Origin of the sequence: Cryobacterium sp. TMS1-13-1 (genome assembly GCF_004403125.1) — a bacterium.
In the GTDB taxonomy this organism is placed as follows: Bacteria; Actinomycetota; Actinomycetes; order Actinomycetales; family Microbacteriaceae; genus Cryobacterium; species Cryobacterium levicorallinum.
On sequence record NZ_SOGX01000008.1, the window covers coordinates 184,087 to 207,473 of the forward strand.

Below are 23,387 nucleotides of genomic sequence, written 5' to 3' on the forward strand. Positions count from 1 at the left end.
GCGCTCAAGCCAGACAAATTCGAAAAACACGAATGTTGAAGGAGCAGGACCATGGCACGTTTAGCTGGAAAAGTTGCACTGATCAGTGGGGCCGCACAGGGAATGGGCGCCGCGCACGCGCGCACCATGATTCGGGAAGGAGCCCGTGTCGTGCTCGGTGACATCGGAGATGCCCAGGGTGAAGCGCTCGCCGATGAGCTCGGAGTTAATGCCAGATACGTTCATTTGGATGTCACCGACTCTGAGGACTGGGACCGGGCCGTTGCGGTCGCGGTTGAGAGCTTCGGGGGACTGGACATCCTGGTGAACAACGCCGGAATCGCGGAATTCGTGAGCCTGGAAGACACGACGATGGAGCTGTGGGACCGGACGATCGCAATCAACCTCACCGGTGCTTTTCGGGGGATCCAGGCGGCCCTGCCCGCACTGAAGCAATCCGAGCACGCATCCATCATCAATATCTCCTCAATCGCCGGATTCGTCGGGTTTGAGGGTTTGGGCGTCTATAACGCTTCGAAGTTCGCTCTGCGCGGGCTGACCAAGTCGGTGGCCCTTGACCTCGCGGCCGATGGTATCCGAGTGAACTCGGTGCACCCCGGTGCTGTCAGGACACCGATGACTGTGGGACTGAGCCTTAACCCCAGCAACACGGCCATGCATAGACTAGGAGAGCCTGAAGAAGTCTCCAATCTCGTTCTCTTTCTCGCGAGTGATGAATCTTCGTTCTGTACCGGAGCGGAGTACCTAGCTGACGGTGGCGAAGCAGCGGGCCTTTCCAATCTCATACCTCTGTCGCGGGTTGTCGTCTAATCCGGCACGTTAGCCACGGGACCTGCTGGCTGAACTTCCCTAGGTAAAGTCGACGTGCGCCGATCATCTCCGATCCGTTCAGCGCGCCCGAGGTGAACGAGATCTGAGCGGCGATCGTGGGGGCGATGCTGGGCACCTCGGCTGGGATCGGCGAGGTGCCCGCCATCTGATACGAAGTTGATTCCAAGCGAGGTCTCTGATTCGTCCGCATATGATTTCAGCAAATCGAAACCGCTAAACAATCAGGTCGTCGGCGGCCTCAGCCCGGTTGGACTGGAGAAGCCCAAGAACACGTCAGTGAGCAGCCACGTATGGCGTCGGAACCGGGAGGCTGGCTTCCTCGCGGACTCGGCGAGAGAAACGCTCTATCGACTTAAGGGCCGAAACAACATCGGCCGGCCGCACGTCGAAAGGCATCGCGTGAATGGTCTCGCCTTTCTCGGTAGCCGCACTGGCGACCAATGCGAGCTCCTGGGAGCTTTCCACCGTCAGCCCGACTTCGGTGAGAGTTGTGGGGAGACCCACTCGAGTGGTGAACTCGATGAAATCACGGATGTCGCCGGTCGGTGCCCCCTCAAGTACCAGCTGCGTGAGTGAACCGATGTTGACCTTCTGCCCATGAGCCAGTCCATGTGTTTGCGGTACCGCCGTCAGCCCGTTGTGGATGGCGTGGGCTGCGGCTAGACCACCGGACTCGAACCCCATGCCCGAAAGCAGAGTATTCGCCTCGATGACTTTCTCGACTGCCGGGGTTACGAGGTGATCGCGTACAGCGTCGAGAGCTGGCAGCGCGTTATCCCAAAGGACATCCCAGCTAAGTCGGGCCAGGGCGGTGCCGGTGAGGGTAGGAAGGCCCCCGGCCATCGTCAGCGAGTTTGAAGCTGCCGTTGCCCGTGCCTCAAGCCAGGTGGCCAAAGCGTCGCCCACTCCCGCTGCGAGAAAGGCCGCCGGGGCGTTGGCAATAATCTGCGAATCGACAAGGACGAGGTCCGGGTTGCGAGGAAAGAAGCGGTACTCCTCGAATGCACCTTCTTCGGTGTAAACCACGGCCAAGGCGGAAGTCGGCGCATCCGTGGAAGCGACCGTTGGTACGGTCACCCACCGGATACCTGCGAGAAATCCGGATGCTTTGACCGCGTCGATCGTACTTCCGCCGCCGACGGCGACGACGACGTTCGCATTCGTGCTCTTGATCACGGCAACGAGGCGATTGATCTCTCTTGCAGACGGGATTCCACGGAACGTTTCTCGGGTGACAGGCAGCCCAACCGTCTTCAAGGATGAGGTTACATCGTGCCCCACGAAACCCCAGACGGCATCATCGGCGACGATCAGGGGTGTGTCTCCGATGGGTGCGAGGAACTCGCCCAGACGGGAAATGGCTCCCGGCCCTTGGACGTAGCGCCCCGGGCTGATGACTGTGCGGATGGGACTTATTGCGGACATGTGGGGCTCCTTGACGTCGTTGTCGATGCAGGCCAAATGGCGCTCCCGGAGCCTTTTTTCTGAACCCCGGTGTGAAGAGAGTATTAGGCCGATGGAGTTCCGAGTGATGGCGACTATCTCAACTTGAGACGGGCACTGCGCGTTGTTGCAGCCCCGCGGTTTCGTCCAGTCGGGAGTGTGGACCTGATTTATACGATTGTGTCGTCTCGGATCATGGTGGAGAGGACGTCGCAGCGGCGGTGGGCTCCGGAATGAAGGCTTGGCTGTGATGTTTGCCTTGGGCGATCTTCGGGTGCAGCCATTGCGTGAGACTGGTGCGTTGAGCGTGGCGAATGCGGCGAGAAACAGCGCGCGGTTGAGGCCTACGGTGCCTCGTCTCGAGGGATGTTGTTCAGTCGTGGCGGGGGAGCTGAATTCCGTATTGCGCCAGTTTGCGGTACACGGTGGCGCGACTCATTCCCAGCTCGGCCGCTGAACCTTCTGAGGTGGCACCGGGTCTACTGAGCACGCGCACGATCTCGTCGCGCTCAAACGCCTTGATGCGCGAAAGGTGCTGGCCGCGGGACAGTATCTGTGGCGGAAGGTGGCGCACGTCGACTAAATCGGTGCGGCTCGCGGCCTCTCTGACGGCCTGAGCGAGTTCCTCGACGTTTCCCGGCCAGGCGTAGTCGGTGAGCGCGCGTGAAGCGGCGGTGGTGAAATCGACCTCGCGGCGGCGTGCCCGCCAGGCTAGATGGTTGGCGAGGGGGAGGATGTCGGCCGCCCGCTCACGCAGCGGAGGCACCTGCACCACCGTTTCGACAAGGGTGCGAAGTGGCAGCGGAATGGCATCGAAATGCTCTGCGGACACTGGGCAGGCAGCCGCGTCGGAGGTGCGCTCGCCGACCAGCATCGCGCGCAGGTGCTCGGCGGCGGGAGAGGAGAGATCATCAACGTCGCACAGCACGAACCCGGTGTTGGGACGGCTGAGCTCGGGTGTCCAGACCGAGAACCACGAATCCGTGTCGCGCGGCGCTGGGGCGCGTACGGCAAACAGCCGGTCGTGAGGGTACACCTGCCGAACGGCTTGGGCCAACAGCGTAGCTCGTCCCGAACCTCGCTCGCCCACCGCTGCAACCATACGGCCCGCGGTGAGGGCTTCGACGGTGCGGGTGACGGCATTGTTCCAGGCGTCCGACAGATCGCGCAGTGGAGCGTTCCCCGACTGCTCCCGGAGACCCTCGATGCGAAAGACCTGGCCGCGCGATACCCGCCGCGGGTGGTGGCCCTGCGATCGAGCGAGCATGAGGTTCGCGGTCGACGTGGCAGCCGTCTGCGCCAGCGCGAGCAGCAGGTCAGAGCCTTTCTCCGACCAGGTCGTCAGGTTCACCGCCCCCTCGAGCCGACCGCTCACCGGGTCGAAAACCGGGGCAGCGGCACAGCTGTACAGGCGCAGGCTCAGCGTGTAATGGTCTTCCGCGCGCACGAGGGTGGGTACTCGATCGGCGAGGGCGAGGCCGAGGCCGTTAGTGCCCGCCTGCCGCTCGGAGTATGAGAATCCTGGTGCTAAGTGCACATCGTCGAGCGCGAGCAGCAGCTGGCGGTCTCCGCTGAGTCGGTTGAGCACGAGTCCGTCCGCATCGGTGAGCATGAGTCCGACCGGTTCGGACGAGAGGGTGTCGTGCAGTTCTGTCAGGACCTCACGCCCACACTCGACGAACAGCGATTCGTCGTCGTACGTGCCCGAGAACATGGGCTGGACGTCGTCAAGGGAGACGCCGTAGTCTTCACTGCGCCGCCACGAAGCGAGAAGGCGAGGGGAGATCGCCGCCATCGGTGCGTTATGCACGTGTGCACGGGAAGGAAGATCGTGAGCGTCCATCAGCACCTTTGCGGTAGTCGGTCACCATCAGTTTAGGTCTTCCCGCCACCGAGGTGCCCCGACCGATCTCAGAATGAGACGGCGCCATCGCTCCGCTCCGGCAGGCGTCCGTTAGCGTGACGTAGGTAATCACGATTCCCGCATGCAGCAAAGGAGCAGGTATGTATCAGAAGGATGGCGAGAGCTACTTTATTGTCGACGCCCATGTGGCGCTCTGGGACGCGCGCCCTGAGAATCAGCGCAACATCCACGGCAAGCAGTTCATCGACTGCTTCTACGATTACCACGCCAACCTGTCCCCAGCTTCGGAGAAGTGGCCATATGAGGAGTACCTCTATCAGGGCGGCGAGCGTTTCATCAAGGACATTTTCACCGACGGCTACGTCGACCACGCGATTTTTCAGCCTGCCCACCTCGGCGAGTTCTACAAGACCGGCTTCGGGCAGACCGAAGAAGCGTTCGCGCTCACCCAGGCGAACCCTGGGCGGCTCACCTACAATCATAATTTCGACCCACGCAACGGCGAGGCCGGCCTGGACCAGCTGCGCGCCGACGCCGAGCGTTTCAACTTGAAGGGTGTGAAACTTTACACCGCCGAGTGGCACGGTGACTCCCGGGGCTACAAGCTCAACGACCCCTGGACCTACCGTTACTTCGAGTTGTGCCGCGAGCTCGGCATCCGCAACATCCATGTGCACAAGGGGCCGACAATCCGCCCACTCGATCGAGATGCCTTCGACGTGGCCGATGTCGACCACGCCGCGACCGACTTCACCGACCTCAATTTCATCGTCGAGCATGTGGGCCTGCCCCGCCTCGAAGATTTCTGCTGGATAGCCACGCAGGAGCCTAATGTGCACGGGGGGCTTGCAGTAGCGATGCCGTTCATTCACACGCGCCCGCGTTACTTCGCCCAGATCATGGGGGAGTTGATCTATTGGATTGGCGAAGACCGCATCCAGTTCTCCTCCGACTACGCGCTGTGGACCCCGCGCTGGCTTATCGAAGCCTTCGTGGACTTTCAGATCCCGGAGGACATGACGGAGTACGCTCCCATCACGATCGAGCAGAAGCGAAAGATCCTCGGGCTTAATGCGGCGAAGATGTACGACATTCCGGTGCCGGTCGAACTGCAGTTGCCGAGTGCAGATGAGACGGCGACGGGGCCGCGTCAGCCCGAACGGGCCGATCTGGCTGCAGTGTGATGGGTACCACGACGATGCCAGCCGCAGTGGCGGCCACTCTGCACTGGGAGGCAGGGGCACCAGAGCCGCTCACGGAGGCTGACGTGCTGCGGGCTTTGGATTCGGTCATCGACCCTGAGCTCGACGAGCCCATCACCGACCTCGGATTCGTGCGCTCGGTGACGCTGACGGGTGCGAGCGTTGAGGTTCACCTGCGTCTGCCCACGTCATTCTGCGCACCGAACTTCGCCTATTTGATGGCGTCGGACGCCAAGGACGTGCTCACAGCACTGCGCAATGTCGGGGTGGTGACAGTCGAGCTCGACGACCACCATGACTCCGACATCATCAACAGTGGACTGGCAGCGAACGCCGGGTACAAGGGAACGTTCCTGCACGAGGCAGAGAGTGATCTCGATGAATTGCGGGCCACGTTTCAGCGCAAGGCCCACACCGCGGCGATGGAACGCTCGCTCACCGCGTTCCTGCGCGCTCGGCCTGAACTCGCCGAGACGGCGGTCGCGAACGTGGTGTTGGGCGATTTGCCCGACGACTCGGCGAAGGCTGCCTTGCTGAGGCGGCGGGCGACGATCGGCCTGAGCACCGTCGATTCCGCATCGGTGCTGGTTGACGACAGCGGATCACCGTACCCTGCAGTATCCGTTGCTCTCGCCCTTCGCCGGGCTCGCTCGACTCGTATCTCGATCGACGGCAACGCTCATTTCTGCCGGGGTTTGCTCGCAACGCGGTATCCGGGCGCCGAGGTCGATCAACTACCCAGGGCAGAAGAGAATTTCTTTCCCTTGTCTTCAGTCATCCGCACGCACAAAAGGAAAATTGCATGAGCACCATGAGAGCCGTTCAGGTCGTCGACTACCACCAGAAACTTGTAATGACCGAGGTTCCAAAACCTCAGATCACCGGTCCGTTCGACGTGATCGTGAGGATCGGAGGCGCAGGGGTGTGCCGCACGGACCTGCACATCCTCGAGGGACAATGGGAGCAGAAGTCAGGAATCACCCTCCCGTACACGATCGGCCACGAGAACGCGGGATGGGTCGACGAGATCGGCAGTGCGGTGACGAATGTGGCTGTCGGCGACAAAGTGATCGTGCATCCGCTCATCACCTGCGGGTTTTGTCGTGCGTGCCGATCCGGTGACGACGTACATTGCACCGCGAGCGCTTTTCCAGGGATCGACACCCACGGCGGCTACGCCGAGTACCTTAAGACCTCGGCTCGTAGCATCGTGCCTATCGCTGATTCACTCGAACCGGCGGATGTTGCAGCGCTCGCCGACGCGGGCCTCACTGCCTATCACGCAGCGGCCAAGGCCGCCCGGCACCTGCGCCCCGCCGATCGGTGCGTCATCATTGGGGCGGGCGGGCTCGGGCACATCGGCATCCAGGTGCTGAAGGCGCTCACGGCGTCGGAGCTGATCGTCGTCGACCGTAACCCGGCCGCGCTCGAACTCGCGATGTCGCTTGGTGCCGACCACGGGGTGATTGCCGACGGATCACACGTCGATCGCGTTCTTGAACTGACCGGTGGCGCCGGGGCTGAGGCCGTGATGGACTTCGTCGGCGAGGGCGGATCGACAGCGGAGGGCATTCGCATGCTGCGCCAAGCCGGCGACTACTACGTCGTGGGCTACGGCGAGAACATCGACGTGCCCACGATCGACATCATTTCGAGCGAGATCAACTTCATCGGCAACCTCGTGGGTAGCTACACTGACCTCACCGAGCTGATGGTGCTTGCTGCACGAGGCCAAGTCACACTGCACACGACGTCCTACGCTCTCGACGACTTCCAGCAAGCTGTCGACGACCTCGGGGCCGGGCGCGTGCGCGGGCGCGCCATACTCATCCCCTGACACCGGGTGGGATGTTATGGGCGCGGTTTCACTATTGTCGGGCGATCGCGAGTACATCGCTGTCGGCCGTCGCAAGCCAGGTTGCGCGGTGCAGAGAGACGAGCTGTTCTAGATGGGCGGCAGTCTCGGCCAGAGTGGCTCGTTAGCCGTGTGGATCCAGGCTCTCCGGGCAGCGTGAACGGGTGATTCTCTCCGCCATTTTCCACAGGCTGAGTTAGGGAAGTGTTCCAGCGTTCTGGAGTACGTCCTCGGCGCGGTCGGCGTGATGGTCACGCAGCGAGGTGCTGCGTTCGGCGACACCGAGGAAGGGATACTCGTGCGCCGGACAGGCCTAGAACCCATCCCACGAAGTCCACGGATCCCAAAGTGGCGTCCTCGTTTGTGGCGCCGGAATTTGAGCCCGTGAGACGGGGGATTCCCGCTCAATTTCGTACAAGGCCTCGAGATCGGAAGATGGGGAAGGCGAAATCGACCGCTTAGGAACCCTGCTTCACAGAATCTAGAAGGGCACTGACAATGCGTATTAGCCTCATCCAAGTAGCCAGCCCCGACAACGAAACAAGCAACGAGCGCCGTGACAGAGTATCAAAAATGGTGCTCGGAACCGACGCAGATTTGGTGGTTCTGCCTGAACTATGGGCTGCGGGGTACTTCAACTTCGATCGATACTCTGAAGAGTCCGAGCCGTTCGAGGGCCGCACGGTCACTGACGCCGCCGCGTGGGCTCTCCAACTCGGATGCTACGTCCATGCGGGAAGCTTCATTGAACGGGGCTCCAACGGCGGCTACCACAACACTGCAGTCCTGCTCAGCCCTGAAGGCCGCGTAATTCACTCGTACCGGAAAATCCACGTCTTCGGCTACGAATCCCGTGAAGCTGAACTATTGTCGCCCGGAACCACGGTCACAACGAGCCCATCAAGGTTGGGTCGGATCGCGGCTACTACTTGCTACGATCTCCGATTCCCGGATCTGTGGCGATCGCTCGTAGACTCGGGAGCAGAAGTTGTGGTGACCCCCGCCGCTTGGCCTCTGACCAGACTCTCGCACTGGCGCCTCTTCACAGCAACACGCGCCGTCGAAAGCCAAATACTGATGATCGCCTGCAACGCAGTCGGCGAGCAGCAGGGGGTGGTCCTCGGCGGCCATTCCTCGGTCATCGATCCCTGGGGAAACATCCTCCTGGAAGCACGAGACCGTGAGGGGGTCTTCAGCGTAGACGTATCCGACGACATCGTGAAGTCCGTCCGTAGTGAATTCCCGGTGCTCGGCGACCGTCGACCGGTACTCCCCTGAAGAGCAAAGAAGGTTATCTATGAAATTCCGGCCTCGCCAACTCTGCTGAGCGTAGCTCTGCCCAATTACACAATTCCACGGGCACCGTCGTAGGCTCTGCCGAACGCGATCAGGCTGCCGTTCAACGCCACATCGATGAGCTTGCCGCCATGGGCGTCGCCGCGCCACCCCGAGTCCCTATGCTCTACGCGATGGCGACTAATCCGTTCCAATTTGGAAAATCGTGTCTGCCTCGGCCTAGCAGGCTCTGGTGGAGTTGAGTCCGTTCTCCCACGGGCCAGTGCGGAGTGGCTCCTCACCGTCGGTTCCGACCGCACTGACAAGGCTATTGAGCGCGAAAGCATCGCTCACTTGAGGGAGAGGTCTGGGGAACCCTGCCTCTCTTCGGCCATCCGGCTCCCGAGCGACCGGCTTAGCCTGAATCCACTGGTCGACCTGAGACTTTCACGGCGCGTTAAACTGAGAATGCTACTCTGACCAGCGAAAATAGTTGTTACTGAGACAAATTATTTTACGCTCAGGGAGACATCTCGTAGATGCAACTTTTTCACACTCACCGGGGCGGATTCCATTGATGATATGGCCGTGCTCCGGCACGGTGCTCTCCGGAAACTGTTCAAGGGAACTTACGCACCGTCGACGTTGGGATCGTTTCTGCGGGCGTTCACCTTCGGCCACGTCCGCGAACTCGATGCCGCGGCATCCCGGTGGCTCCAGAGCCTCGCGGCCGTCACGCCGATCATGGCCGGTATGGACCTCGCCCTGGCCGATATTGACGACACCATCAGAAAAGTGCACGGCTACAAGAAGCAAGGCGCCGGTTTCTGCGACTCCGGTGTTCGCGGCCTCAACAACCGTCGACGCCGACAAAACCCACCGCCACCATGCGATCATCGAAAATTTGGACGCCGATATGAAAGCGTCGGCGATGGCGCACGTCCCGTCCAGCGTATTCACCGCCAACGCCGCCTGACTCGTGCTGGCCTGCATCGCGTTCAACCTCACCCGCGCCGCCGGTACTCTCGCCAGTCCCGCCCTCGGAAAAGCCGTCACCGCGACCGTCCGCCCCAAACTCATCAACGTCGCTGCGAGGATCTCCACCGATTGGCGACCTCAGTCCAAGTCCACCGGCGGCAAACCGGCGCAACGGCCGGAGATTGCGGCGTAGGTCAGGATGGTGCCACGAGATAATCACCTTGTCTAGTGTGGATATATGAGTCATTCGATAGTGCCGACTACCACTTATCTTCAGAAGCTTCAGGCCGACACTGCGCGGAGGATGCAGACCTCGGTGCCGGTGCCATCGCGGTTCGCCGGGGCCCCGGAGGAACTGGTAATCGTTGTCGAAGCCCACGCCGAGGCGCTTGCTAAGGATCTGCGGGACGTCGTTCACAGCCTGCACGCCGACCCGGAGACCGCGTTTCTTGAGCACCGCAGCGCCGCCTATTTAGTGGAGCTGCTCGGTCGCCACGGGATAGCCGCACAGCTGGGCGTGCACGGGGTTGATACCGCAATTCGCGCCGAGATCGGGTCGGGCGACGGCCCGGCCATCGCGATTCTCAGCGAGTACGATGCTTTGCCTGACGTGGGGCATGGCTGCGGCCACAATGTGATCGCAGCGGCCGGAGTCGGTGCCTTCCTCGCGCTGGCGAACACACTCATTGAGAATCCCAACGCATTCACGGGCCGGGTGGTATTGCTCGGCACCCCCGCTGAGGAAGGCTTCTCGGGCAAGGAGGTGATGGCCAGGCACGGTGCCTTCGATGGTCTCGACGCCGCGATCATGGTGCACCCCTACGGTTACGACCTCGCCGACCAGGTGTGGCTCGGCCGCCGGGTGCTCACCGTGACGTTTATGGGCGTCGCGGCGCACGCATCCGCTCAACCTTTTATGGGACGCAACGCCCTCGACGCGGCAACCCTGGCGTATCAGGCCGTTGGCCTGCTGCGTCAGCAGCTGCCGCCGGTGGACCGCGTGCACGCCGTGATCAGCGAGGGGGGAACTCGGCCGAGCATAATTCCTGAGCGGGCGGTGATCGAGCTCTACGCCCGCTCCAAATTCGCCGAGACCCTCAAGGACCTCAGTGAACGGCTGAACGGCATCGCCCGAGGCGCGGCCTTGATGACCGGAACCAGCGTCGAGGTCGACTGGGATGAACACGCCCCCACCCTGCCGGTGCGAACGAACGACGCGCTCACCGAACGTTGGGTCGCTGCCCAGCAGCGCCGCGGCCGCCAGCCGCTGCCGCTCGGTGTGGTGTCGGAAACCATCGCAGCGTCGACCGACTTCGGCAATGTCAGCCATCGCATCCCCGGTATCCACCCACTGATCAAGATCGCGGCACCAGACGTTGCCCTGCACACCCGAGAATTCGCGGCGGCTTCAGCAACGGATGCCGCCGAGCTCGGCGCCATCGACGGAGCCTGCGGCCTCGCGCTCACCGCCCTCGACTTTCTCTGCGACGCCGAGCTGCGCCGGAGCGTGGCCGAGGAGTTCGCGGAGCAGGGCGGCGCGATCGATGTGCCGCACTTCTTCGACTGACTCCTCATTCACCGATCGACCCGAAGCAAGGTGGGCCCCATGTCTTCACAACCGTCCCTAACCCGGCGCAGCGCCCTGATCGATCGTGTTCTCGGCGGAATCGAACGCGTCGGTAACAAGCTGCCAGACCCGTTCATTCTCTTCCTCCTGCTCTTTGGCATCACGGCGGTGGCGTCGACCGCGATGGCGTGGGCGAATGTCACGGTGCAATTGCCCGGAACCGACGAGATCACGGTGGTCAAGGGCTTCTTCACTGCGGAGGGGCTCACCTGGTTCACGCAGAATATCGGGGTCAACTACCTGGGCTTCCCGCCGCTCGCGACGGTGCTGCCCATCCTGCTCGCGGTCGGTGTGGCCGAGAAGTCCGGTCTGCTCGCGGCGCTGATCCGCAAGGCCTTCGGATCGGCGCCGCGCTGGTCACTGCCCTATGCCGTGGCGTTCGTGGGGGTCGTTGGATCGATCATGTCTGATGCGGCCTTCGTAGTCATCCCTCCGCTGGCCGCAATGGTATTCAAGGCAGCCGGCCGGCACCCGGTGGCTGGGCTGCTCGGCGGGTTCGCGGCCGTGGGCGCCGGCTACTCAACCTCGCTGTTCGTGACGAGCCTCGACGCATTATTCGCCGGAATCACAACGTCTGTGACGCAGAACCTGCCCAACGCCGGTTCCGCCGTTACCCCGGTGTCGAACTATTTCTTCAATGTGGCCTCCGCGCTCGTACTCATCGCCCTGGCCGGCTTCATCATCGACAGAATCCTCGAACCGCGTCTGGGCCGCCAAGGGATTGCTCGCGAGGAGATCCTCGACGATGACGCCGTGTTGGTTCCCACCGTGATGAACACGCGACTCACGGACACCGAGAATCGCGGCCTGTTCTGGGCGTTCGTGGCCGGCGTCGTGGTCGCCGCAGTGATCCTCATCGGCGTGCTCTTGCCGGAATCCCCGTGGCGCAACGAAGACGGCGAGTTCTTGCCGCGCTCGCCCTTGTTAAGCTCGATCGTGTTCATCGTCTTCGCCATGTTCGCGATTCCGGGTCTGGTATACGGCAAGATCACCGGTTCCATCGCCAGGGGCAGTGACGTGCCCCGCGTGATGGGGCAAGCCATCAAGGACATGAGCGGATTCCTCGTGCTCGCGTTCATCCTCGGCCAGTTCATTGCCCTGTTCAATTTCTCCGGAATCGGGAGTTGGCTCGCCGTTGCAGGAGCCGGGGGCCTTGAGTCCATCGGCCTCACCGGATTTTCGGCCGTCGTTGCCTTCGTACTGCTCGCCTCGCTGCTGAACCTTTTCATCATTTCAGGCTCGGCGATGTGGACGCTGATGGCGGCCGTCTTCGTGCCGCTGTTCGTGCTCCTTGGCTACGAACCCGCGTTTATCCAAGGTGCCTTCCGAGTGGGAGATTCAGCCACCCAGGTGCTGACACCCCTCAACCCGTACATGATCGTGCTGCTCACGATGCTGCGCAAATACGAGCCACAGGCGGGGCTCGGTACCGTGATCGCCCGCATGCTGCCCTTCGCTGTTACGTTCTGGCTCGCCTGGGTGGGGGTGCTGAGCGTGTTCTACTTCTTCGACCTGCCGATGGGCCCGGGCAACGGCATCATGATTCCGCAGCAGTGACCACGCGAGATCCAAGGAATACGCCGCGCCGGAGCCTCCTTAAGTTCATTGCAACCGAAAGGATTTACATGACTTCCAGCCAGCCCACGATCTATGCCCTGCACGAGAACCCCGAGTGGTTTCCGCCGTTCGCCCGGGCGTTTGAAGCAGAGGGTCTGGAGGTGAAGGAATGGCTGCTCACCGACGGCGTTCTCGACCTGGATTCGGTGCCGCCGGAGGGAATCTTCTGGTCGCGCATCAGCGCATCCGCTCACACCCGCGACCACGGAATGTCGAAAGACTACGCGCGCGCCGTACTGGCCTGGCTCGAGGCACACGGCCGCCGCACGGTGAATGGCCGGCGCGTACTCGAACTGGAGATGAGCAAGGTCGAGCAGCTGGTCGCGCTCAAGGCCGCCGGCATCGACACCCCGCGCACCGTGGCAGCGGTGGGCCGCGAGCAAATTCTCGCCGCGGCGCAGGACTTTGCCGCCCCGTTCATGACCAAGCACAATCAAGGCGGCAAGGGCCTGGGGGTGCGCAAGTTCGACAGCCAGGACGAGCTTGCTGAGTATGTGGCCTCCGACGAGTTCGAGGAGCCGCAGGACGGCATCACACTCATTCAGGAATACATCCAGGCCAAGGAGCCCTTCATCACCCGGGTCGAGATCGTGGGGGGCGAATTCATCTACGCGGTCAAGGCCGATACCGCGCGCGGCGGCTTCCAACTCTGCCCAGCGGATGCCTGCGCCATCGACCCGATCACCCGCGAGCTGATCATGCCTCCTGGTGCCACCATCGCGCCAGTGGCCGGTCAGCAGCTGTTCAGCCTGCGCGAAGACTTCGACCACTCAATCATCGAGAAATACCTCGAGTTCGCACGCCGCAACGGCTTGGAAGTATGCGGCATCGAGTTCATTGAAGCTGAAGACGGCCGTGTGCTCACCTACGACGTGAACACCAACACGAACTACAACGCGCTCGTCGAGGCCGAGGCGCCTCGCTCGGCTCCATTGGCCCTGGCCGGCTACCTCAAGGGGCTCGCGACCGGCCAGAAATAAGTCGTAACGGTCGAACCCGCACCGACGAGCCCGTCACGGTAGGCAGCGTCGGCTGCGGCCCAAGCCCCTGCTCCCGAGGCCACGCCGTGCAACGTGGTGGCTTCAAACTAAGAGATGACGCCGAGCGCGGTGAGCTTCGCGTGCAGGGCGGCGTCGGTGGGCTCGACGACGTGGGAGCTGTCGGGGAAGGCGATGACCGGAATCTTGGTGAGGCCGCTAATGGCCTTGGCCCGGTCGGCACCACCTTCGACGGACTCAAGGTCGACATAGTCGTAGTCCACGCCCAGGGTGTCGAGCAGCTTCTTGGAGCGACGGCAGTCGCCGCACCACTCGGCACCGAACATAGTGATGCGCTGGCTCTGGACTGTGGGTGCGGCTGTGTCAGTCATTCTCTGAGTCTAAAGGTGTCACATCCGCTTATGCCGAGTGCGGCACTGCGCGACCGGGCAGGTTTTGTGACCTACCGTGTCAGTGATCTACACCCCGGCCCGAGGGACAAGTAGCCTTGCGTGGACGCTGCGGTAAACCGCCCGCGCGGGAACGGATCAGGATGACGACGGGTGCCTCCCGGGCGAGTGCATTTCAGCCGAGTCGGTGGTTGCGGCTGGTCTGGATCGTGCCCGCGGTTCTTGTGGCACTGGCCCTCGTCGCGCTCGCAGCCCAAGGACTGCGCACCGTTCCATTCATCGAATCCTTCCTGCGCAGCTATCCCGGCGTCTCCACCCACTCGGCCGCCACACCCGTGGGAATCCCGGCGTGGTTGGCCTGGCAGCACGGGCTCAACGCCTTCTTCATCCTGTTCGTCATTCGCACCGGCTGGCAGGTGCGCACGACCAAACGCCCGTCCATCTTCTGGACGCGCACCAATACCGGCTGGTTGCGCACCAGGAATCCGCCGATCCGCATCACCCTCGACCTGTGGCAGCACATCGTGTTCGACACGCTGTGGCTGGTGAACGGGATCGTGTTCTACTTTCTGTTGTTCGCGACCGGGCAATGGCTCAAAATTGTGCCGACCAACTGGGACGTCTTTCCCAACGCCGTGTCTGCCGGCCTGCAATACGCCTCGCTGAACTGGCCGACCGACAACGGCTGGGCGTACTACAACGCCCTGCAACTGCTCAGTTACTTCACGGTCGTGTTCGTGGCAGCACCCATCGCGCTCGTTACCGGCCTGCGCATCTCTCCCGGACTCTCCGCCCGGTTTCGGCCCCTGGACCGGGTCTTTCCCCTGCCCGTCGCACGCAAGCTGCACTTCGCGGCTCTTATCTTCTTCGTGGCATTTATTGTCGTGCACGTTCTGCTCGTGGTCACGACCGGTGCCCGCGCCAACCTCAACCACATGTATGCGGCACGCAGCGACACGGGCTGGCTCGGCGTCTGGATCTTCGTCGGCTCGATCCTGCTGACGGTTGCAGTCTGGGTCGGGGCGCGCCCGGTCGTGGTGCGCGCCATCGCCGCGCGCAGCGGGCGCATCATTCACCGCAAGCGCTAAACCGTAAGCTCTAGGCGGTCCGGGCCTCGGCCTCAAGAACGTCCCGGCTCAGCAGTGCGGCGCCCGCGACCGCGGCGGGCATCACGATGACCGCCGCGCCCGGAATCAGGAACAGCAGGTAGGTGAGTACACCGAAACCGAGGCTGCGGGATCGGCGGGCGCGCAGCATCCGTCGTCGCTGGCTGAGGGTGAAGCCACGGGCGTCGAAGGCGAATCCGGTGAGTTCAAGCGCGAGGATCCAGCCGCCCAAAACGGCCCCGAGAACGAGCGCGAGCAGCTGACCGAGACCGGGAATCAGGCCGCAGATAAGCAGCAGCAGAGCGGCCAATGCCGCGAGGGCGATGAGTCGCACGTCGTCAACGATCGACCATAGCAGGCCGCGCTTCGCTTCGACCGGCGCGTCGCCGAGGCTGGTCTCGACCGCGCGCCAGATGCGCTCGTAGAAGGCGTCGCCGACCAGCAGCGTCACGGCCACAAAGGTGTACGCGAGCAAGAGGATGCCGGCCGCCGCGACCGCAACGCCGGTCACGACCCGCATCCCCGTGCGCCACGGCTCATCCCAGCCGCTCGCGAACGGACTGATAGCGACGGCAATCGTCTCGAGGTTGACCAGCAGCACCACGATCCCGGCCAGATAGACGAGGCCGACGATGAAGGCGGGCAGGGCGCCGAGCAGCATCAGGCGGGGCGAGGTGATCCACATTCTGAGGCCGCGACCGAGAAATGCGGCTCCGGCGAAGAACTCAATCCTGGCGGGTGGACGGTTCATAGGTGTGGGCGTGGTTGAAGGCGGCACCCCCACACCCTAACCCGCCGCCGTGCAAGCCAGGCGGATCCCCGCGGGGACCCGCCTGGCTTACGCGAGCTGCGGAAACCCGAGGTCGATCTCGGAGCTGGCCGGGTCAGGCCAGCGGGTCGTGACTACCTTGCCCCTGGTATAAAAACGGATGCTGTCCGGCCCGTACATATGCGCGTCGCCGAACAGCGAGTTCTTCCAGCCGCCGAAGGAGAACGACCCGACCGGCACAGGGATGGGCACGTTGATGCCGACCATTCCGGCTTCGATCTCGAACTCGAACTGCCGGGCCGCCCCGCCGTCGCGGGTGAACAGGGCGACGCCGTTGCCGAACTCGTGCTCGTTGACGAGCGTCACGGCCTCGTCGAAGGTGTCAACGCGCACGACCGAGAGCACCGGGCCAAAGATTTCGTCGTCATAGACCTGCATTCCGGGGGTGACATGGTCGATCAGGCTGACGCCGAGAAAGAAGCCGTCGCTGTCGAAGTTCTGGGCGCGGCCGTCGACGACCATCGTGGCGCCGGCTGCCTCAGCGCCGGCCAGGTAGGACGCGACCCGGTCGCGGTGTTCGCCGGTGATGAGCGGTCCCATTTGCGAGGCCGGGTCGGTTCCGGGGCCGACGGTGAGGGTCTTCATGCGCTTTTCGATCGCGGCGACGAGGTCGTCGGCGATGCCGCCGACGGCGACAAGCACGCTCACGGCCATGCAGCGTTCCCCGGCCGATCCGTACGCGGCGTTGATGGCGGCATCCGCTGCCATGTCGAGGTCGGCATCGGGCAACACGACCATGTGGTTCTTGGCCCCGCCGAGTGCCTGTACCCGCTTGCCGTTCGCGGCTGCCCGGCTGTAGATGGATTTCGCGATCGGAGTGGACCCGACAAAGCTGATCGCCCGGACTTCCGGGTTGTCGAGCAGCTCGTCGACGGCCTCCTTGTCGCCCTGCACGACGTTGAGCACCCCGGCGGGCAGTCCGGCCTCCGTGAAGATCTCGGCGATGAAAATAGCCGATGAGGGGTCTTTCTCGCTCGGCTTGAGCAGCACGGTGTTGCCGCAGGCGAGGGCGCTGCCGATCATCCAGAGCGGCACCATGGCTGGAAAGTTGAACGGGGTGACGCAGGCGACGACGCCGACGGGCTGGCGCACCGAGTGCACGTCGATCCCGTGCGAGACCTGCTGGGAGAAGTCGCCCTTGAGCATGTGGGCGAGCCCGGTCGCGAACTCGATGTTCTCGAGCCCGCGGGTGATCTCGCCGGCCGCGTCGGAGAGCACTTTGCCGTGCTCGCTCGTGAGAATCGCCGCGAGTTCACTGGTGCGCTCGGCGAGCAGCTCGCGCACCTTGAAGAAGATGGCGGTGCGCTTGGCCAGACTGCTGGCCCGCCACTCCGGCAGTGCCGCCCTGGCCGCCTCGATCGCCTCGACGACGACAGCGCGGGAGGCCAGGACCACCTGCTTCTCCTGCACGCCGGTTGCCGGGTTGAACACCGGGCCGAACCGTTCAGCCGACTCGACGCGCTGGCCGTTGATGTAGTGGGGAATCGTTTGCATGGGGGTGCTCTTTCTGGTGGATGACATGGTTCAGGCGCTCGGCTGCAGGCTGCCGTCGACGAGTTTGACGATCATGGAGCAGTCCTTGCCGCCCTCGCCCTCGTCAATCAGTCGCTGAAACAACTCGGCGACGTGCTCGCCGATTTCGAGCGGGGTGTTGGTCGCACGGGCGGCCGCTATGGCGAGGCCGATGTCCTTGCTTGCGAGCGCGGTGGTGAATGTGGGGGCGAAATCCTGGTTGGACGCGGCCGTCGCGACGACATCCTTGATCGGATACCAGGTGCGCAGCGCCCAGCTGTCGCCAGAAGAAACGGATGCGATATCCCAGAACACCTGCTTGTCCAGTCCCAGCCGCTCGGCCAAAACGGCGCCCTCGGCGGTCGCGGCCAGGTTGATGAACAGCATCAGGTTGTTGCAGATCTTCGCGGCCTGACCGGTCGTTGCTGCCCCGGTGGGGATGATGTTAGCCGCCATCGGCTTGATGAACGCGGTCGCGTCGGCCACCGCGCCGGCCTCGCCGCCGATCATGAAGGTCAGTGTTCCGGCCTTCGCACCGCTGATGCCGCCGGAGACCGGGGCATCGACGAACCGAGAGCCCGCCGCTGCTGCGGCATCGTGCAGCGCCTGGGCGGTCGCGATGTCGATGGTGGAGGAATCCACCAGCAGGGTTTTCGTGTCAGTGTTGGCCAGCACGCCGTCGGCGCCGAAATAGACCGAGCGGGCATGCTCCCCCTTGGGCAGCATGGTGAAGACGACATCAGCCCCGGCCACGGCCTGGGCAATGCTGCCGACGGCGGTGACGCCCCCCGTCACTGCGGTGGCGACGGCATCCGGATTCAGATCGAACCCGCGTACCTCGTGGCCTGCGGCCACCATATTGGCTGACATGGGTCCACCCATGTTGCCCAGCCCGATCCAGGCGACTACTGACATGTGAAGCTCCTTTGCTTGTGTTCCTCCACCCTCGCAGCCGGATAGAGTGCAATCAAGGCAAAATTTCACAGGGGGTATGTGCGCAGATGCACAGACTCGAAGGGACCATTCCGTGAGTTCACACCAGCTTCCGAGCCCGAACGACCTGCTCGTACTGCTCACCGTGGCCCGGCTGGGCCGGTTCAACGCGGTCGCCGAAGCACTCGGCACCACCCACACGACGATTTCGCGGCGCATCCTCTCGCTCGATCGCGAACTGGGCGGTCGCACGCTCGAACGCAGCCCGCACGGCTGGGAGCTCACCGAACTGGGGCGGCACGCGGTCAGCGCGGCCGAAGCGATCGAAGATCGGCTCGGCGCGCTCAGCACGGCGATCAGTCAGACAGATCCGCTTTCCGGGCTGCTGCGCATCAGCACGATCGACGGATTCGGGGCTGAGGTCGTCACGCCGGCGCTCGTGAAGCTGCAACAGAGTCACCCGCGCATCAACATTGAGATGTTCAGCGCCACCCGCAAGGTGAGCCAGAACCGGTCGGGGGTCGACCTGGAAATCGTGGCGGGGCGCAACGACGTCAACAATGCACAGGCGGTTTTTCTCACCAACTACTTTCTGCGGCTGTACGCGAGCCGCGGCTACCTGTTCGCCCGCGGTGTTCCCGCGTCGCTCGACGATATTCCGTCGCACGGTTTTGTGTCCTACGTCGAGAGCGCACTGCTCGTCACCGACCTCGGCTACCGGTCCTCTGAGCTGCCCGAACCCGCCACGACCTTTCAGGCGACCAGCCTGTTCGCGCAGCTGGAAGCCGTGCAGGCCGGCGCCGGAATCGGCCTGCTGCCCAATTTTCTCGTACACGACCGGCCCGAATTCGTGCCCGTCCTGCGCGACGATTTTCAGCGTCAGCTGCCGATTTGGGCCGTGGTGCGGGCCGAATCGCTGCGCTCCCCGGTGGTGCGCGCCGCGATCGAGGCCATCACGCTCGAGATCGCGGGTCGACCGGCGGCCTTCACCGACTGACCGGGCGAGCGGATGTGCGTCACTCGCGCAGCGAGATGGCCCGATCGACGAGATCGGGCCATCGCTTCGTTCCGCCGAGCTAGCGGCGACCGGCCCCAGCCAAATCGGCGGCGGCGCGATCGGCTGATTCGGCGGCATCCGCTGCATCAATGTCGTGCAGCGAGAGGCCGCGCGTCTCCTTGAGGGTCAGCACAACGAGGGCCGTCAGGAGGCAGGCTGCCGCGAGGTAGATGGCCACCGGCACCGAGGAATCGAAGGCGGAGAGCAGGCTCACAGCGATGATCGGGGCGATCGAGCCCGCGATGACCGAGGTGACCTGGTAGCCGAGCGAGACACCGGAGTAGCGCATGCGGGTGGGGAACATCTCCGCCATGATGGCGGGCTGCCCGGCATACATGAGAGCGTGGAACAGCAGACCCAACATAATCGCGACGATGATGATGAAGTCGTTCGCGGTATCCATCATGGGGAAGGCGAAGAAGCCCCAGGTGCCGGCGAGGACGGCACCGAGGAAGTACACCGGGCGGCGGCCGACTCGGTCGGACAGGTGGCCGACGAGCGGAATGACACTGAAGTGCAGGGCGTGGGCGAGGAGTAGAAGCAGCAGTACCCGCGAGGTGTCCATCTCGACGATGATCTTCAAGTAGGTGATCGAGAACACCACCACCAGGTAATAGAGGACGTTCTCGGCGAAACGCAGGCCCATTGCGGTGAAGACGCCGCGCGGGTAGCGACGGAAAACCTCGACGATGCCGAAGCCCTTGTCGCCCCCCATGACCTCTTTCTGCGCCTTGAGAAAGATCGGCGCATCGCTGACCTTGGTGCGAATGTAATACCCGACCAGAACGATCACGGCGGACAGCCAGAACGCGACGCGCCAGCCCCAGCTCAGGAAGGCCTCATCGGAGAGGGTGGAGGCGAGTACGAACAGTACGCCGGTGGCCAGTAGGTTTCCACCGGGCACAGCGGCCTGCGGCCAGCTGGCCCAGAATCCGCGCGACTTCTCCGGGCTGTGCTCGGCGACGAGCAGAACAGCGCCGCCCCATTCGCCGCCGACCGCGAAGCCCTGAATGAAGCGCAGGAGCACGAGCAGAACGGGCGCGAGGTAGCCGATCTGCTGGAAGGTCGGCAGACAGCCCATCAGGAAGGTGGCGACGCCGACGAGCACGAGGCTGAACTGCAGCAGTCGTTTGCGGCCGAACTTGTCGCCGAAGTGTCCGAACACGATGCCGCCGATGGGGCGGGCCAGGAATCCGACCGCGTAGGTGGCGAAGGCGGCGATGATGCCCTCGAGCTCACTGCCCGCGTTGGGAAAGAACAGGGTGCCGAAAACCAGGGTTGCCGCGGAGGCGTAGAGAAAGAACTCGTACCATTCCACGACCGTGCCGGCCATGGAGGCTGCCACGACCTTTTTCAGTCCGGACGTCTGTACGTCCTGTCGGGAATTGGATCTGGTCGTGCTCATGGGAATCCCCCTCGTGTCGTCATTGACACAACGTGCGTGCACGTCGTCTGGCTCGTCTCAGCTTGCGCTTCGCACTGCTGACTGTCAAAGGCGATTCGCGCAGGGGCGCCGTGCAGAAATGCACACGTGGTCTGAGGGAACGAACTCGGCAACGGTATTCTCAAAGGAACAAACAGTGAGGTGGGAACAACCGTGACGCACGCGCATCCGCTGCACGTCGACGTGGAGGTACCGTGCCTGTGCTGCCTCGCGCCGCAGCCGTTTCACTTCACCGCGCTGAGCGATCAGGTGGTCTGCGCGCAGTGCGTGCACCACATTGGGGCCGAGAAGAGTGAGCGTCGCGACGCTGAGCACGTCAAGCTGTGGGCCGCTCGCTGGGCGGTTTCCGAGTCCGCGCACGAAGAATATATCGCCGAAACGGATGCTCTCCTCGTCGCCCGCGACATTGATCTGACCGCCCTGCGCGCCCAGGTCACCGAGCTCAGTGCCGTCGTGGAAGGTCAGTTCGCGGACGGGATCGACGGGGTGCGTGCCCTGCTGCAGAATGATCTGGTCAAGCGGGCCGAACGCAATACCGAGCTGGCCCGGCGCCAGATTGACTGGGCGATGGGCGGCCTCTGGCGCATCGCTGGGCTGCACCACGACGACCCGGCTCAGCCGGCGAAGTGCTCCTGCGGACGCACAGCCGGCAGCTGCGCGGAGAGCAGCGCAATCGACGCGCTGAGGCAGGCGCTAGGCGACTGGGAGAAGAAGAACGTGCTGCTGCTGCAGGGTGGCCGCCGGCATGGACTGCCGGCGGACCACCCTGCGGTGCTGAACCAGCGCATCCGCTGAACCAGCGTGCTGCGCTGTGCAGGTGCGCGGGCTAGCGCCCGATCGGAACCGGCGCGCCGAGCTGCGGACGCCGCACCAGGAAAGCTGCCGGAATGGCGAACAGCGAGATGATCGCGCCGCAGAGGAACGCACCGCGAATACCGGCGGCCGTCGCCGACACCTCGTTGACGCCCTGCGCAATGAGCGTGGCCGACTGCGAGGTCATCACGGCGATGAACAGGGCTGTGCCGATGGCACCGGCCAGCTGCTGGACCGTGCCGACGACCGCGCTGCCGTGGGAGTACAGGCTCGGTTTGAGTGAGCCGAGACCCGAGGTGAACAACGGTGTGAACAGCAGGGACAGGCCGGCGCTCATGCCGATGTGGGCGACCATGAGCATCCACGGTTCGGTGGTCTCGCCCATCCTGGTCATGGCCCAGAACGCCGCGCTGACGAGGAACGACCCGGGCACCAGCAGGATGGTCGGCCCGCGACGGTCGTAGATACGGCCGACGAACGGCGCGAGCAGGCCCATGGTCAGCCCTCCGGGCAGCAGCAGGAGCCCGGTAGCGAGGGCGGTCATGCCGAGCACGTTCTGCATGTAGAGCGGCAGCAGAATAATGGTACCGAACAGGGCCAGCATGCTAATGCTGAGCATCGAGATGGAGAGGGTGAACGTGCGCGAGGTGAACACGCGCAGGTCGAGCAGGGCACGATCGGTGCGCTGCAACTGCAGTTGGCGCAGCACGAACAGAGCCAGGGCAACCAGGCCGATGCCGAGCGGCAGCCAGCCGGCCGTTGCTGCGCCGCCCAGGTTGCTCAGACCGTAGACGAACCCGCCGAAGCCGAAGGCCGAGAGGATGACCGAGAGCACGTCGATCGGAATCTGGCGCGGCGTGGTCACGTTCTGGATGCGCGTGGCGCCGAGGACAAGGGCGCCGATGGCGATCGGCAAGACCAGGATGAACATCCAGCGCCAGTCGAGCACGCTGAGGATGATGCCCGAGATCGTCGGGCCAATCGCCGGGGCGACCGAGATGACGATGGAAATGTTTCCCATGGTCTTGCCGCGGGAGCTGGGTGCGACGAGGGTCATCACGGTGGTCATGAGCAGCGGCATCATGATGGCCGTTCCGCTGGCCTGCACGATGCGGCCGAGCAGCAGCACCTCAAAGCCGGGAGCGAGCGCGGCGATCAGGGTGCCGGTGCTGAACAGGGTCATCGCGGCGATGAACACCGGGCGGGTGTTGAAACGCTGAATGAGAAAACCGGTGATCGGAATGACCACGGCCATCGTGAGCATGAACGCCGTGGTCAGCCACTGCGCGGCGGTCGCCGTGATGCTGAGGTCGTCCATGAGGTGCGGCAGGGCCACACCCATGATGGTCTCGTTCAGAATGACCACGAACGCCGAGACCAGCAGCAGCCGAATCACCAGCTGGTTGCGCTTGGCATCGGCATCGGGGCGGCGGTCCACCGTGGTTGTGGGCACGCTGGCTGTTGTGGTCATAACTGGTCCTGACAGTGGTACGAAAAAGGATATGCATAAAACGACATGCGAAAATGAGCTGCCGCCGCCCCCGAGCCGGCTCGCTGTGTGCGCCTCTAGGTGCAGCGTTTTGCAGGGTGTGAATTATTCCTGTGCACGCGAAT

20 protein-coding genes and 2 pseudogenes are annotated in these 23,387 nt (G+C 63.6%); 14 read left to right on the forward strand and 8 right to left on the reverse strand.

What is annotated here, in order from left to right:
• The first annotated feature begins 51 nt into the window (after positions 1–51).
• The gene (locus tag E3T31_RS07735) at positions 52–810 is read left to right on the forward strand and encodes an SDR family oxidoreductase (RefSeq protein WP_134468215.1); all 759 of its coding nucleotides are present in this window, start codon (positions 52–54) and stop codon (positions 808–810) included.
• A 294-nt stretch (positions 811–1,104) separates the two neighbouring features.
• On the opposite strand, the gene E3T31_RS07740 is transcribed toward E3T31_RS07735, so the two are convergent.
• Together E3T31_RS07740 and E3T31_RS07745 are read right to left on the reverse strand one after the other, a co-directional pair.
• Positions 1,105–2,256, reverse strand: a complete 1,152-nt coding sequence (locus tag E3T31_RS07740) for a glycerol dehydrogenase (protein ID WP_092448197.1) — start codon at positions 2,254–2,256, stop codon at positions 1,105–1,107.
• Between the two features lie 391 nt (positions 2,257–2,647).
• Positions 2,648–4,069 carry a GAF domain-containing protein gene (locus tag E3T31_RS07745; RefSeq protein WP_134468299.1) on the reverse strand — a complete coding sequence of 474 codons (1,422 nt, stop codon included), beginning with the start codon at positions 4,067–4,069 and terminating at the stop codon, positions 2,648–2,650.
• Positions 4,070–4,278: 209 nt separating this feature from the next.
• Between E3T31_RS07745 and E3T31_RS07750 the strand changes: the two genes are divergently transcribed.
• The 10 genes and pseudogenes from E3T31_RS07750 (at position 4,279) to E3T31_RS07795 (ending at position 13,672) form a co-directional block, all read left to right on the forward strand.
• Positions 4,279–5,322 carry an amidohydrolase family protein gene (locus E3T31_RS07750; protein ID WP_104132945.1) on the forward strand — a complete coding sequence of 348 codons (1,044 nt, stop codon included), beginning with the start codon at positions 4,279–4,281 and terminating at the stop codon, positions 5,320–5,322.
• Complete coding sequence (locus tag E3T31_RS07755) at positions 5,322–6,146, forward strand: iron-sulfur cluster assembly protein (RefSeq protein ID WP_241977744.1); 825 nt, start codon at positions 5,322–5,324, stop codon at positions 6,144–6,146. The genes E3T31_RS07750 and E3T31_RS07755 overlap by 1 nt, the downstream gene beginning before the upstream one ends.
• Positions 6,143–7,177, forward strand: coding sequence for an NAD(P)-dependent alcohol dehydrogenase (locus tag E3T31_RS07760; protein ID WP_198416993.1), 1,035 nt, complete (start codon positions 6,143–6,145; stop codon positions 7,175–7,177). Before E3T31_RS07755 ends, E3T31_RS07760 begins: the two co-directional genes overlap by 4 nt.
• Positions 7,178–7,693: 516 nt before the next feature.
• On the forward strand, positions 7,694–8,473 hold the full coding sequence (locus E3T31_RS07765; RefSeq protein WP_134468216.1) for a carbon-nitrogen family hydrolase: 780 nt from the start codon (positions 7,694–7,696) through the stop codon (positions 8,471–8,473).
• 107 nt (positions 8,474–8,580) lie between these two features.
• Positions 8,581–8,733, forward strand: a pseudogene (locus tag E3T31_RS18670) (DUF2848 family protein); the annotation flags it as partial.
• Positions 8,687–8,950 (forward strand): DUF2848 family protein, encoded by a 264-nt coding sequence (locus E3T31_RS18675; protein ID WP_166788424.1) that lies wholly within the window; start codon positions 8,687–8,689, stop codon positions 8,948–8,950. The pseudogene E3T31_RS18670 and the gene E3T31_RS18675, both read left to right, overlap by 47 nt.
• Before the next feature lie 75 nt (positions 8,951–9,025).
• Positions 9,026–9,641: pseudogene (locus tag E3T31_RS18295) on the forward strand (hypothetical protein); the annotation flags it as partial.
• Between the two features lie 45 nt (positions 9,642–9,686).
• Positions 9,687–11,015 (forward strand): M20 family metallopeptidase, encoded by a 1,329-nt coding sequence (locus E3T31_RS07785; protein WP_134468218.1) that lies wholly within the window; start codon positions 9,687–9,689, stop codon positions 11,013–11,015.
• Between the two features lie 39 nt (positions 11,016–11,054).
• On the forward strand, positions 11,055–12,632 hold the full coding sequence (locus tag E3T31_RS07790; RefSeq protein WP_134468219.1) for an AbgT family transporter: 1,578 nt from the start codon (positions 11,055–11,057) through the stop codon (positions 12,630–12,632).
• A gap of 68 nt (positions 12,633–12,700) precedes the next feature.
• Complete coding sequence (locus E3T31_RS07795; protein ID WP_134468220.1) at positions 12,701–13,672, forward strand: RimK family alpha-L-glutamate ligase; 972 nt, start codon at positions 12,701–12,703, stop codon at positions 13,670–13,672.
• A gap of 107 nt (positions 13,673–13,779) precedes the next feature.
• On the opposite strand, the gene E3T31_RS07800 is transcribed toward E3T31_RS07795, so the two are convergent.
• Positions 13,780–14,061 carry a glutaredoxin domain-containing protein gene (locus E3T31_RS07800; protein WP_134468221.1) on the reverse strand — a complete coding sequence of 94 codons (282 nt, stop codon included), beginning with the start codon at positions 14,059–14,061 and terminating at the stop codon, positions 13,780–13,782.
• A gap of 161 nt (positions 14,062–14,222) precedes the next feature.
• Between E3T31_RS07800 and E3T31_RS07805 the strand changes: the two genes are divergently transcribed.
• Complete coding sequence (locus E3T31_RS07805) at positions 14,223–15,167, forward strand: cytochrome b/b6 domain-containing protein (RefSeq protein ID WP_134468222.1); 945 nt, start codon at positions 14,223–14,225, stop codon at positions 15,165–15,167.
• A gap of 10 nt (positions 15,168–15,177) precedes the next feature.
• Here E3T31_RS07805 and E3T31_RS07810 read toward each other — a convergent pair whose 3' ends face one another.
• The 3 genes from E3T31_RS07810 to mmsB form a co-directional block, all read right to left on the reverse strand.
• Complete coding sequence (locus E3T31_RS07810; protein ID WP_134468223.1) at positions 15,178–15,936, reverse strand: EI24 domain-containing protein; 759 nt, start codon at positions 15,934–15,936, stop codon at positions 15,178–15,180.
• Positions 15,937–16,023: 87 nt separating this feature from the next.
• Positions 16,024–17,508: a CoA-acylating methylmalonate-semialdehyde dehydrogenase gene (locus E3T31_RS07815; RefSeq protein ID WP_134468224.1), complete on the reverse strand. Its 1,485-nt coding sequence runs from the start codon at positions 17,506–17,508 to the stop codon at positions 16,024–16,026.
• 30 nt (positions 17,509–17,538) lie between these two features.
• Positions 17,539–18,441 carry a 3-hydroxyisobutyrate dehydrogenase gene (gene mmsB, locus E3T31_RS07820; RefSeq protein WP_134468225.1) on the reverse strand — a complete coding sequence of 301 codons (903 nt, stop codon included), beginning with the start codon at positions 18,439–18,441 and terminating at the stop codon, positions 17,539–17,541.
• Positions 18,442–18,553: 112 nt separating this feature from the next.
• On the opposite strand from mmsB, the gene E3T31_RS07825 reads away from it, so the two are divergent.
• Positions 18,554–19,456: a LysR family transcriptional regulator gene (locus E3T31_RS07825; protein ID WP_241977745.1), complete on the forward strand. Its 903-nt coding sequence runs from the start codon at positions 18,554–18,556 to the stop codon at positions 19,454–19,456.
• A 79-nt stretch (positions 19,457–19,535) separates the two neighbouring features.
• On the opposite strand, the gene E3T31_RS07830 is transcribed toward E3T31_RS07825, so the two are convergent.
• Positions 19,536–20,921, reverse strand: coding sequence for an MFS transporter (locus E3T31_RS07830; RefSeq protein WP_134468227.1), 1,386 nt, complete (start codon positions 20,919–20,921; stop codon positions 19,536–19,538).
• Positions 20,922–21,113: 192 nt separating this feature from the next.
• On the opposite strand from E3T31_RS07830, the gene E3T31_RS07835 reads away from it, so the two are divergent.
• The gene (locus E3T31_RS07835) at positions 21,114–21,755 is read left to right on the forward strand and encodes a hypothetical protein (protein WP_134468228.1); all 642 of its coding nucleotides are present in this window, start codon (positions 21,114–21,116) and stop codon (positions 21,753–21,755) included.
• Positions 21,756–21,786: 31 nt separating this feature from the next.
• Here the strand turns inward: E3T31_RS07835 and E3T31_RS07840 are convergent, their stop codons facing one another.
• Positions 21,787–23,244: an MDR family MFS transporter gene (locus E3T31_RS07840; RefSeq protein WP_134468229.1), complete on the reverse strand. Its 1,458-nt coding sequence runs from the start codon at positions 23,242–23,244 to the stop codon at positions 21,787–21,789.
• Positions 23,245–23,387 lie beyond the last annotated feature (143 nt).